Source organism: Streptomyces sp. NPDC058195 (assembly GCF_042883525.1).
Lineage (GTDB): Bacteria > Actinomycetota > Actinomycetes > Streptomycetales > Streptomycetaceae > Streptomyces.
Genome location: NZ_JBHVVM010000002.1, coordinates 389,483 through 401,487, shown reverse-complemented (window position 1 = coordinate 401,487; position 12,005 = coordinate 389,483). Strand labels below are relative to the sequence as shown.

7 protein-coding genes are annotated in these 12,005 nt (G+C 73.7%); 4 read left to right on the top strand and 3 right to left on the bottom strand.

The window, feature by feature from the left end:
- Positions 1 to 55 precede the first annotated feature (55 nt).
- The gene (locus tag ACFVWY_RS03830; RefSeq protein WP_389866995.1) at positions 56 to 643 is read right to left on the bottom strand and encodes a hypothetical protein; all 588 of its coding nucleotides are present in this window, start codon (positions 641 to 643) and stop codon (positions 56 to 58) included.
- A gap of 103 nt (positions 644 to 746) precedes the next feature.
- On the bottom strand, positions 747 to 2,009 hold the full coding sequence (locus tag ACFVWY_RS03825; RefSeq protein ID WP_389866993.1) for a nucleotide sugar dehydrogenase: 1,263 nt from the start codon (positions 2,007 to 2,009) through the stop codon (positions 747 to 749).
- A gap of 260 nt (positions 2,010 to 2,269) precedes the next feature.
- On the opposite strand from ACFVWY_RS03825, the gene ACFVWY_RS03820 reads away from it, so the two are divergent.
- Positions 2,270 to 3,976 carry a glycerol-3-phosphate dehydrogenase/oxidase gene (locus ACFVWY_RS03820; RefSeq protein ID WP_389866991.1) on the top strand — a complete coding sequence of 569 codons (1,707 nt, stop codon included), beginning with the start codon at positions 2,270 to 2,272 and terminating at the stop codon, positions 3,974 to 3,976.
- On the opposite strand, the gene ACFVWY_RS03815 is transcribed toward ACFVWY_RS03820, so the two are convergent.
- Positions 3,973 to 5,082 (bottom strand): serine hydrolase domain-containing protein, encoded by a 1,110-nt coding sequence (locus ACFVWY_RS03815; protein WP_389866989.1) that lies wholly within the window; start codon positions 5,080 to 5,082, stop codon positions 3,973 to 3,975. The genes ACFVWY_RS03820 and ACFVWY_RS03815 overlap by 4 nt on opposite strands.
- Before the next feature lie 120 nt (positions 5,083 to 5,202).
- Between ACFVWY_RS03815 and ACFVWY_RS03810 the strand changes: the two genes are divergently transcribed.
- The 3 genes from ACFVWY_RS03810 (at position 5,203) to ACFVWY_RS03800 (ending at position 11,969) form a co-directional block, all read left to right on the top strand.
- Positions 5,203 to 7,185: a serine/threonine-protein kinase gene (locus ACFVWY_RS03810; RefSeq protein WP_389866987.1), complete on the top strand. Its 1,983-nt coding sequence runs from the start codon at positions 5,203 to 5,205 to the stop codon at positions 7,183 to 7,185.
- A 257-nt stretch (positions 7,186 to 7,442) separates the two neighbouring features.
- Positions 7,443 to 10,100 (top strand): serine/threonine protein kinase, encoded by a 2,658-nt coding sequence (locus ACFVWY_RS03805; RefSeq protein ID WP_389866985.1) that lies wholly within the window; start codon positions 7,443 to 7,445, stop codon positions 10,098 to 10,100.
- Between the two features lie 159 nt (positions 10,101 to 10,259).
- Positions 10,260 to 11,969, top strand: coding sequence for a protein kinase (locus ACFVWY_RS03800; RefSeq protein WP_389866983.1), 1,710 nt, complete (start codon positions 10,260 to 10,262; stop codon positions 11,967 to 11,969).
- The last annotated feature ends 36 nt before the right edge of the window (positions 11,970 to 12,005 follow it).

Sequence of the window (12,005 nt, the reverse complement as noted above, 5' to 3'; positions counted from 1 at the left end):
GGGAGGGCCCGGACCGCACACCGCGCGGTCCGGGCCCTCCCGTCTGTGCGTGCGGTCAGCCCGCGGCCTTCTTGCTGCCGGAGAACGCGGCGACGGCCGCGATGGCGAAGAAGACGTACGTCAGGAAGTTCGAGTCGGCCTTCCACGCCTCGTTCAGCAGGCTGAAGTGGTCGAAGAACAGCTCGGAGACGGTGACCGGAAGCTTCTTCGCGGCGATCGTCGCCTCGCCGAGCAGCTGGCCGAAGTAGACGGCCACCAGCGCGAGCACGGCGCTGACGACCGGCAGCGCGGGGTTGCGCCCGCCGACCTTGCCGGAGGCGAAGCCGACGAGGAAGCCGACGCCCACGGCCGCGTAGCCGATCTCGCGCTCGATGGCGCCGATGAGGACGCCGTAGAGGGCGCCGGCGACCACGGCCGCGACGACCGCGGCGCCCAGGCCCAGGCCGATGCTGTCGCGCGCCGGGGCCGGCGGCGGGGCGTACGGGGCGCCGCCGAACGGGGCGCCGGGCTGCTGGCCCTGCTGGCCGGCGAACGGGTTGCCGGACGGATCACCCGGCTGCTGGCCCTGCTGGCCGGCGAACGGGTTGCCGCCGCCCGGCTGGGCGCCGTTGGGCTGCTGCGGTGGCGGCACGGACTGGCTCATGGTGGGATCCCCCCTGGCTGAAACGCAACTATGTGCGAGAAGTGACGCCGCAGGCTAGCAGCAGCCTGTGACATCGCCCACCGATATCCGGGAAACGGGACGCTCAGAGCCGGTGCGCGGCCCCCGCCGGGGTCGCTCCGCGGGTGTCCAGGAGGAGCTGGGCCTTCACCGCGAGGCCCTGGAGGTCGTAGGTCCGGTGGTGCTGGAGCAGCACCGTGAGGTCGGCACCGGCCGCCGCCTCGTACAGCGAGTCGGCGCGCGGCACGGGGAGCTCGCGCACCCGCCAGTCGTGGACGTACGGGTCGTGGTAGCCGATCTGGGCTCCCATGTCCATCAGCCGGTGCGCGATCTCCCGGGCGGGGGAGCCCTCCTGGTCGGCCAGGTCCGGCTTGTACGTGACGCCGAGCAGCAGCACCCGGGCGCCGCGTACGGACTTGCCGTGCTCGTTCAGCAGGGTGGCGCAGCGCTGGATCACGTACCGCGGCATCCGGTCGTTGATCTCCTGCGCCAGCGAGACCATCCGCAGCGGGTGGCCGGGGGTGCGGCTGTGGTACGGGAGGTAGCCCGGGTCGACGGGGGCGCCGTGGCCGCCGACACCGGGGCCGGGCCGGAAGGGCTGGAAGCCGAAGGGCTTGGTCTCGGCGCACCGGATGACGTCCCACAGATCGACGCCGAGGTCGTGGCAGAGCACCGCCATCTCGTTGACCAGCGCGATGTTGACGTGCCGGAAGTTGGTCTCCAGGACCTTGGTCATCTCGGCCTCGCGCGGACCGCGGGCCCGGACGACCTTGTCGGTGAGCCGTCCGTAGAAGGCGGCGGCCGATTCGGTGCAGGCGGGGGTGAGGCCGCCGATGACCTTGGGGGTGTTGGCGTAGCCGTGGGTCCGGCTGCCGGGGTCGAGGCGGCCGGGGGAGCAGGCGAGGTGGAAGTCGCGCCCGGCCCGCAGCCCGGAGCCCTCTTCGAGCAGCGGGCGCAGGTAGTCCTCGGTGGTGCCCGGCGGTACGGCCGACTCCAGCAGGACGGTGGTGTGCGGGCGCAGCCGGGCGGCGAGGGCGCGGGCCGCGTCGCCGACAGCACCCAGGTCGAGGGAGCGGTCGGCGCCGAGCGGGGTGGGCGCGCAGATCACCGCGGTACGGACCCGGCCCAGCTCGGCCGGGTTGGTGGTGGGCCGGAAACCGCCCGAGAGCATCCGGCGGATCTCCGAGGCGGTGAGCGACCCCTCGACGGGGGTGCGGCCCGCGGCGAGCTCGGTGCACGCGCGCGGGTCGGTGTCGTAGCCGACGGTCTGTACGCCCGCGGCCACGGCGGCCTGGGCGAGGGGCAGGCCGAGGTGGCCGAGTCCGATGACTGCGAGGTCTGCGGGCATGTGGACGGCCGTCCTTCCCGGTCGGTCTATGACGCATGAGGGCAGAAAGCGCAACCGCTGGGGACAGCGCAATGTAACACTAGGCTTATATATGACCTATATGTCGCATTGTTGGCTTCCTGTCGTCCTGGTGTTGTCCACAGGCGGTGGCCGAAGTCGGGGACGGCGGACAGAATCGAGAGGTGGGTACGGAGCGCGCCGTCCGCCGGACGGCCGCTGCCCGCGGTGCCGGACCACCCCGATCCATCCGGGAGGCAGCAGTGAGGACAGCGACACTGGGACCTGCGGAGCGCGCCGAGGCGCTGGCCGCGATGGCCGAGCGCGAACTGGACGTGCTGGTCGTGGGAGCGGGCGTGGTCGGCGCCGGTACGGCGCTGGACGCGGCGACGAGAGGGCTCGCCACGGGCCTGGTCGAGGCGCGTGACTGGGCGTCCGGCACATCGAGCAGATCGAGCAAGCTGATCCACGGCGGGCTGCGCTATCTGGAGATGCTCGACTTCGCGCTCGTACGGGAGGCGCTGAAGGAGCGCGGGCTGCTGCTGCAACGGCTGGCCCCGCATCTGGTGAAGCCGGTGCCCTTCCTGTACCCCTTGCAGCACAAGGGCTGGGAGCGCCTCTACGCGGGCTCCGGCGTGGCGCTCTACGACGCGATGTCGGTGTCCTCGGGCCATGGCCGCGGCCTGCCCGTGCACCGGCACCTCTCCCGCCGCCGCGCGCTGCGGGTCGCCCCGGCGCTGCGGAAGGACGCCCTGGTGGGGGCCCTGCAGTACTACGACGCCCAGATGGACGACGCCCGCTATGTGGCCACCCTGGTGCGCACAGCCGCCGGGTACGGGGCGCAGGTGGCCAACCGCGCGCGGGTGATCGGCTTCCTCCGGGAGGGCGAGCGGGTGGTCGGCGCCCGGGTGCAGGATGTCGAGGCGGGCGGGGAGTACGAGGTCAGGGCCAAGCAGGTGGTCAACGCCACGGGGGTCTGGACGGACGACACCCAGGCGCTGATCGGGGAGCGCGGACAGTTCCACGTCCGGGCCTCCAAGGGAATTCACCTGGTCGTCCCCAAGGACCGCATCCACTCCTCGTCCGGTCTCATCCTGCGCACCGAGAAGTCCGTCCTCTTCGTGATCCCGTGGGGGCGGCACTGGATCATCGGCACGACGGACACCGACTGGGACCTGGACAAGGCGCACCCGGCGGCGTCCAGCGCCGACATCGACTACCTCCTCGAACACGTCAACTCGGTCCTGGCCACACCGCTGAGCCGGGACGACGTGCAGGGGGTCTACGCCGGGCTGCGCCCGCTGCTGGCCGGCGAGTCCGACGCCACCAGCAAGCTCTCCCGCGAGCACACGGTGGCCCATCCGCTGCCCGGCCTGGTGGTCGTGGCGGGCGGGAAGTACACCACGTACCGGGTGATGGCGAAGGACGCCGTGGACGAGGCGGTGCACGGCCTGGACCAGCGGGTGGCGGCCTGTGTCACCGAAGACATCCCGCTGCTGGGCGCGGAGGGCTACCCGGCCCTGTGGAACGCCCGTGCCAGGATCGCGGCCCGCACCGGCCTCCATGCCGCCCGGCTGGAGCATCTGCTCAACCGGTACGGCTCGATGACCGAGCAGGTCCTTGAGCTGGTCGTCGGCGATCCGTCCCTGGGGGAGCCGCTGCCCGCGGCGGACGACTACCTGAAGGCGGAGATCGTCTACGCCGCCTCGCACGAGGGGGCCCGCCACCTCGACGACGTGCTGACCCGCCGGACGCGGATCTCCATAGAGACCTTCGACCGGGGCACGCACAGCGCCCGGCTCTGCGCGGAGCTGATGGCCCCGGTGCTGGGCTGGGACCAGGGGCAGATCGACCGGGAGGTCGAGCACTACGAGAAGCGGGTGGAGGCGGAACGGGAGTCGCAGCGGCAGCCCGACGACCTCACGGCCGACGCGGCCCGGCTCGGGGCCCCGGACATCGTGCCGATCTAGGGGGTGTCCGGCACCCCGGCCAGGGCGGATCGTCCCGGCCGGGGCGTGCAGAACTCCGCGTCCAGCAGTCCGGGTTCGAGGGTGCCGGGGCCGGTCAGGGCGTCCGTGTCGACGCGGTAGGTCAGAACGTGCCGGCCGTCCCGGGTGGCGGCGGTGCGGACGTGACTGCCCGTGATGTAGCCGTTGTGTCCCCAGACGGTGATGCCGCAGGAGAGCTTCTCCGGGTAGATGCCCAGGCCGTAGACGCCCCGCGTGGCCCGGGTGTTCATCATCAGGGCGAGCTGGGCGGGCGCGAGGAGACGGCCGCCCAGCAGGGCCGCGTAGAAACGGTTCAGGTCGTCGAGCGTGGAGATCAGCGAACCGGCCGCGCCCGCCGTGCGCGGGTCGAGCACGGTGACGTCGCGGAGGGAGCCGTCGGCCGGATCGCGGGTGTAGGCCCGGCCGTGCGGGGCGGGCAGTGCGGTACGCGCGCCGGGGAAGGAGGTGCCGGTGAGCCGGAGCGGGGTGATGACGCGGTCGCGGATCTCGGTGGCGTAGTCACGTCCGGTGACCCGTTGGATGACAAGTCCGAGTACGGCGTAGTTGGTGTTGGAGTAGGCGTAATGGCCGGGTGTGCCCGTCGGGCGGTGGGCCAGGGCGACGCGGACCGCCGCGGTGCCGGAGAGGGGGTGGGCCGAGGGATCGGCGGTGTAGTCGTAGAGGCCGCTGGTGTGGCTGAGCAGGGCGCGCAGGGTGATCCGGCGGCCGTCGTTGCCGTGGCCGCGCACCAGGCGCGGCAGCAGGCGCTCCACCGGGTCCGACAGCCGCAGCCGGCCCTCCTGGGCAAGTTGCAGCACCACCGTGGCGACGAAGGTCTTGGTGAGGCTGCCCGCCCGGAACCGGTCCGCCGACCGGATGTTGGGCCCTGTGGAGCGATAGGTGCCGTACGGTGCGGGGGAGGAGTCGCGGACCAGCAGCGCCGCGGTGGGCGCACCGCCCTCGGCGACGAGCCGGGGGAGGTAGGCGGCCGCGGGGCCCAGGTGTGGTTCGCTGGACAGGGGCGCCGCTCCCAGGCCGAAGAGCGCCAGCGTCAGGAACGCGGCGAGCAGCGCTCTGAATGTCGGCATGGCGGGGATTCCCTTTCTCCGGGCACATCATGACGGGCCTGCGGACCCGGCACCATGACCTGCGCCGGGGTGAGGGACAATGAACGCTCTGCCAGGGCGGGTTGATCGCAGAGGGGACGCATGTCGGAGGCGGAGCAGGCACGGGAGCCCCAACGGGACAAGGAAGGACGTCTCCTTGCGGGGCGGTACCGGCTCGGGGAGGTGCTCGGCCGGGGCGGGATGGGCACGGTCTGGCGTGCCGTCGACGAGACACTGGGCCGCACGGTCGCGGTCAAGGAACTGCGGTTCCCCTCGGCCATCGACGAGGACGAGAAGCGCAGGCTGATCACGCGTACGCTGCGTGAGGCGAAGGCGATCGCCAGGATCCGCAACAACGGCGCGGTGACGGTCTACGACGTGGTCGACGAGGACGACCGGCCGTGGATCGTGATGGAGCTCATCGAGGGCAAGTCGCTGGCCGAAGCGGTGCGCGAGGACGGCGTGCTGACGCCGAAGCGGGCGGCCGAGGTCGGTCTCGCGGTACTCGACGTACTCAGATCGGCGCACCGCGAGGGCATCCTGCACCGCGATGTGAAGCCGTCCAACGTACTGATCGCCGAGGACGGCCGGGTCGTGCTGACCGACTTCGGCATCGCCCAGGTCGAGGGCGACCCGTCGGTCACCTCGACCGGCATGCTCGTCGGCGCCCCCTCGTACATCTCGCCCGAGCGTGCCCGGGGCCACAAGCCGGGGCCGCCCGCCGACCTCTGGTCGCTCGGCGGCCTGCTGTACGCGAGCGTCGAGGGCTCCCCGCCGTACGACAAGGGGTCGGCCATCGCCACCCTGACGGCGGTGATGACCGAGCCGCTCGACCCGCCGAAGAACGCCGGTCCGCTGACGGACGTCATCTACGGTCTCCTCGCCAGGGATCCCGAGCAGCGGCTCGACGACGAGGGCGCCCGCGCCCTGCTCACCGACGTCATCCACGCCCCGGAGAAGCCGGAGGCCGTCACGCCGCCGCCCGCCGAGGCCACCCAGATCATGGCCCTGCCCACGACCCCGGCCGAGCCCCGCACCAAGGCCGCGCCGAAGCCCGCGGAGCAGGGCGAGGGCGCGCGGGACCGGCTGCGCGGCGCGCTGCGCTCCGTCCGGAACGCGAAGCCGTCCCCGGCCGCCGCGGCCGGTGCCGCGGCCCCCGCCACACCCCCGGCGCCCGCGGCGGCCCCCGCCACGCCCGTGAGCGCCAGCGCCGTCAAGGGTGCCTCCGCGAAGCCCGCCGCCGTACCTCCGCCGCCGCGCCCGGCACCGTCGGCCCCGCCGCGCGCGTCCCTCACGGACGTGGTGCCGCGCCGCAACCTGGCGATCATCGCGGCCGTCATCGTGCTCGCCGTGGTCGGCACCATCGTCGCCCTCTCGGTCGGCGGGGACGACACGGGCGACGGAGCCAAGGGCAAGGATGACAAGGCCACTTCGGCCGGGTCCTCGAAGACGGCCGGCGGTTCCACCGCGCCGGACGGCGCCACGGGCGGCAGCGGCAAGGGCCAGGGGCAGAGCGAGGGCCAGAGCGGCGATCAGAACCAGGACCAGAACCGGACCCAGGGTCAGAACGGCGACCAGGGGGGCAAGGAGAACGGCGGCAAGGAGGACGGCGAGCCGGGGGACGCGCTGCCGGACGGGTTCCGCAAGGTCACGAACAAGCAGTTCCACTTCAGCCTGGCCCTGCCCGAGAAGTTTCGGTTCGACAAGATCGCGGGCGTGAACTCCGGCGCCATCTACAACGCCGACGGCGGCTACCCCCGCATCCAGATCGACTTCACCGGTTCTCCCGGCGGCAACGCGGCCGGGGCCTGGAACGCCGCGCGGGCCGGTGTCGCGGCCACCAGCAACGGCTACCATCACCTCGGCATCAAGAAGGTCCAGTTCAACGGCTACCCGACGGTCGCCGACTGGCAGTTCGAGCGCAACCAGCAGGGGAAGCGGGTCCGGGTGCTCAACCGGGGCTTCAAGGTCGACTCCTCCCACGGCTACGCGATCATGATCAGCTGCAAGGCCGGCGAGTGGAACGACGAGGAGTGCCGGACGCTGCGCGAGACGGCCTTCGGCACGTTCAAGTCCCTCGACTGACCCCGGGCGGGTCAGGAGTGAGCGGGCCGGGTGCCGCGGGGAGCCGCGGGGGCGGCCAGGATGCGGCCGGGATACGAGGACCCGGCGACGCGTCCGCCGCTTGCCACGTATCGTGAGAACCGGAAGACCGCACGCAGCCGGAACGGCCGGGGCGACACGTCAATTGCCGGGTGAGTGAGCACGGTTGGCGGGTCCGCCGGAGTCAGGGACCGGCGCGGGCTTCGTGACCGGGGGACAGTGCGCTCTGGGGAGGCGTCGTGGACGACTACGCGGGTCGGGTGCTCGCCGACCGCTACCGCCTTCCGCTGTCTTCGGACGATGCGTACGAAACGGTCGATACCCGGGCGTTCGATACTTATAGCGGCCAGGAAGTCCTGGTCCACCAGGTGCCGTTGCCCGAGGTGGTGGACGCCGAGGTGCTCGGCGCCGACGAGCCGGTCCCGGCCTCGCGGCGAGCCGTCGGCCGGGACATCGACGGGCCCGCCGACCCGGCCGTCCGGCGCGCGGTGGAAGCGGCGCGGGCGGCGGCCCAGGTGCCCGACCACCCCAGGCTCGACCAGGTCTTCGACGTGTTCGCGGAGGCGGGCTCCCTCTGGATCGTGAGCGAACTCGTCGCGGCCCGCCCGCTCGCCGCGCTGCTCGCCGAGCGTCCGCTCAATCCCTTCCGGGCGGCCGAGATCGGCTCCGACGTGCTGGCCGCGCTCCGGGTGCTGCACGCGCACGGCTGGACCCACCGGAACATCACCCTGCGTACGGTGCTGGTCTGCGACGACGGCCGTGTGGTGCTGACCGGGCTGGCGGCCGGGGCGGCGGAGGAAGCGCTCTGCGGGTACGTATCGACACCACCCGCCGAGGACGACGAGGACGACGAGGACGAGGCGTACGGCGACGGGTTCGGCATCGGACGTGATGACGGGTTCGACGCCGGACGTGGGGACGGGTTCAGCGTCGAGCGCGGTGACGGGTTCGACGTCGGGCGGGGGTTCGGCCGTCCGGCGCCCGACCCGGGTCCGGCCGGGATCTTCGCGCCGCCGCCCCCGCCGTTCCTGCCGCCCGCGCCCCCCGCCCCGGCTGAGATGCCCGCCCCGCGCGGCCCGGCGGCGATAGAACCGTCCCGGCCGCACACCGGCGACGGCGCACACGGCGACGGCACGTACGGCGAGGACGCGTACGGCGAGGACGCGCACGGCGGCGGCGGCGCGCCTGACGGCGGCGCGCCTGACGGCGACGCCGCGCCGACGCGGGCCGGGCACTCCGGAGCCATCGCCGCGTACCGGGCGGGCGCCCTCGCCGCCGCACGCGTCAGCGAGGACCGGCGGCGCGCCGGGGCACAGGACGCGGGCACCCTGCCCGTGCAGCGTTCCGCGCGACCGGTGGACGCGGACCGGACCGACCAGTTCCGGAAGATTTCCGCGGGCGGCTCCACGGCCCTGCCCGTACAGCGCCCCGCGCCGCGCCCGGTGCAGCCGGAGCGGGCGGAACGCGCGAGCGGCTGGGACGAGGGCGAGACGGGCGGACGTACCGGTTCTGGCTACCGGGGCCCCGCCACCCCGCTCGCCGCCGAGCGCGCCCGCCAGGCCAGGATCGCCGTGGTCGGCCCGGTCACCGAGCGCTGGGCGCCCGAGCAGGGCGGCCCGGTCCACGAGAACTGGCGGCTGGCCCCGCCGATCGGCCCCGCCACTGACCTCTGGGCGCTGGGCGCCCTGCTCTACCGCGCGGTCCAGGGCCACGCCCCGTATCCCGAGGAGAGCGCCGCCGAGCTCGTCCAGATGGTCTGCGGCGAGCCGCCCGCCTTCGCCGAGGAGTGCGGCCCGCTGCGCCCGGTCGTCGAGTCCCTGCTGCGCCAGGACCCCACCGAGCGCCCCGACGTCGAGGAGCTGAGCGGCTGGCTGCGTTCCCTGGTGCGCTCGGCGCCCGAGCCCGAGGCCGGGCTGGACGTCGTACCGCTGCCCTCCGCCGACACCGGCCGGCTCCCCATCGTGCGCCGCAGGGGCGAGCTGGTCCGCAAGCGGCGCGGCAAGGGCGCCGCCCACGGCCGTCACCGTCATGCCAGGGGCAGGGCCGAACGGCAGGACACGCCCCTCACCGAACTGTTCGACCAGCCCGACCGCCCCGCCGAACCGCCCCGCCAGGCCCGCCCGCCCCGCCCGGCCCGGGAGCCGCGCGAGCCCCGGCCCCCGAAGGCGCTGCGCACCCCGCCCCGCCCCGGGGACGGCGAGCGGAGCTCGCCCCGGCGGCTCGGGCGGCTGCTCCTGGTGCTGATCCTGCTGGCGCTCCTCGCGGCCGTGGCGTACGCCGTGGTGTTCCTGCCCAAGGCGGGCGAGTCCGGCGACGGCGGGACGGGACCGGCGGCCTCCTCCTCCGGCACCCCGCGGCCCGGCGCCGGAGAACCGGACGGCCAGGCGTCCCCGGACTCCCCCGGCGAGCAGCAGCCGCAGACCAGCCGCTCCGCCGTCGCCCTCGCCTCCGGTTACACCCTCCGCAAGGACTCCGAGGGCTTCGAGGTCGGTGTCCTCAAGAGCTGGCAGCGCACCCCCGCCAACGCGGACCGTCAGATCCGTTACGGCAGCGGCGGCTTCAGCCTGCTGATCGTGCCCGGCCGCGACACGGTCGAGTCCGCCGGGAACGACCCGCTGGCCTACCAGGCCGACAAGGAGCGGGAGTTGCAGCAGTTCCGCGACTCCAGCTGGTCCGGGTCGAGCGGACTGCGCCGGATCGACGTCGGCCGACAGGCCATGGCGGAGGGTCAGTTCACCTGGCGCGACGCGGCCGGCCGGTCGGTGTACGCCCGCAACCTGGTGATGGTGGTGAAGGGCAGGTATCACGTCATCCAGGTCATCGGCCCGCAGGACGAGCGCGCCAGGGTGTCGGAGATCTACGAACAGGCCATCTCCTCCTACCGCGTGACGCGCTGACGCCGCTGCGTACGCCCCGGCCCGCCCGATCCGCCCCGATCCGGCCCGCTGACGGAGCGACAAGCATCACAGTGCGGTCTCGTGGGTGGTGCGAGGTTCCGTGGCCGCAGGTCCGCTCCGTAATCTGGCAGCCGAGAAACAGGGCGGGGCGGGGATGACGTGGACCGATCACAAAGTACGGAAGCGGGACTGCTGCTGGCCGGAAGGTACCGGCTGGGCGAAGTCCTCGGGCGCGGCGGCATGGGCAAGGTCTGGCGCGCGCACGACGAGGTGCTGCACCGCACGGTCGCGGTCAAGGAGCTGACCGCTGCGCTCTACGCGGCCGAGGCCGACCGGGTCGTGCTGCACGCCCGTACGCAGAAGGAGGCCCGTGCGGCGGCCCGGATCACCCACCCGGGCGTGGTGACCGTGCACGACGTGCTGGAGTACGACCACCGGCCCTGGATCGTCATGCAGTACGTGGACGGCCCCTCGCTCGCCGACGCCGCGAAGGAGAACGGCGAGGTCGAGCCGCGCGAGGCCGCCCGGATCGGCCTCCACGTGCTGAGCGCGCTGCGCGCCGCGCACGCGGCGGGGGTCCTGCACCGCGATGTGAAGCCCGGCAACGTGCTCCTCGCCAAGGACGGCCAGGTCCTGCTCACCGACTTCGGGATCGCCGCCATCGAGGGCGACTCGACCATCACGCGGACCGGCGAACTGGTCGGCTCCATCGACTATCTGGCACCCGAGCGGGTCCGGGGCGCCGACCCGGGACCGGCCTCCGACCTGTGGTCGCTCGGGGCCACCCTCTACACCGCGGTCGAGGGCGGCTCGCCGTTCCGCCGCACGTCCCCGATCTCCACCATGCAGGCGGTCGTCGCCGAGGAGCCCCCGCCGCCCCGCCGGGCGGGCGCGCTGGCCCCCGTGATCACCGCGCTCCTGCGCAAGGAACCGGACGAGCGCCCGTCGGCCGCCGAGACGGAGCGGATGCTGCTCGACGCCATGGAGGGCCGCGAACCCGTGGCGGCGCAGGCCTTCGTGCCGACGCAGGCCGTGCCCGACGAGGTGCTGCGCTCACTGGGGGCGGACGCCTCCGGCACGACGCGGCTGCCGCACCCGCAGACCGGGGCCCCGGACCCGACGGCCGTCACCCCGGCCGCCGCGCCCGCGCCCGTGACCGCTCCGGCGGCCTCCCCGGCCGCCTCTCCGGCGGCCCGGCGCGGACGCTGGCGCACCGCGGTGCTGGTCGTGCTGGCCGCGGCGCTGGTCGGCGGCGGTGCGGGGCTCGTCGCGATGAAGCTCGGGGACCGTGCGGACAAGAAGACCGAGCAGGCCAACGTGGCCCCCGGCCCCGTCGACACGGGGGATCCCGCACCGCCGCCCGCCAAGTCGCCCGAGCCCGGGGAGAGCCCGCAGGGGGCGAAGGACGTACCCGACGGCTGGCACCGGGTGGACGACCCCGAGGGCTTCAGCCTCGTCGTACCCGACGGCTGGGAGCGCCGGGCGGAGGGCAGCCAGATCGACTACACCCCGGACGGCGGCCTGCACTACATCCGGATCAGCATCGATCCCTCGCCCGACTTCGACCACCCGTACGCGCACGCGCTCAGCCTGGAGAAGCAGCTCGCCGAGCGGCTCCCCGGCTACCAGCGCGGGAACCTGGAGTCGAACACCTACCGTGACCGTCCGGGGGCGCTCTGGGAGTTCTCCTGGACCGAGACCAAGAGCCACCCAGGGCCGCGCCACGCGATCGACCAGTTGTACTTCGGCGAGAACGGCGGCCCGGAGTACGGGCTGTACATGACGGGTCCGGAGGAGGACTGGGACACCACGCGGGAGCGGTTCGACACGATGCTGCGTGGCTGGCGAGCCCCGGAAAGCGCTGGCTGAGCGGTCCCGGCGGATCGTTTCGGCCGTGTCCGGCCG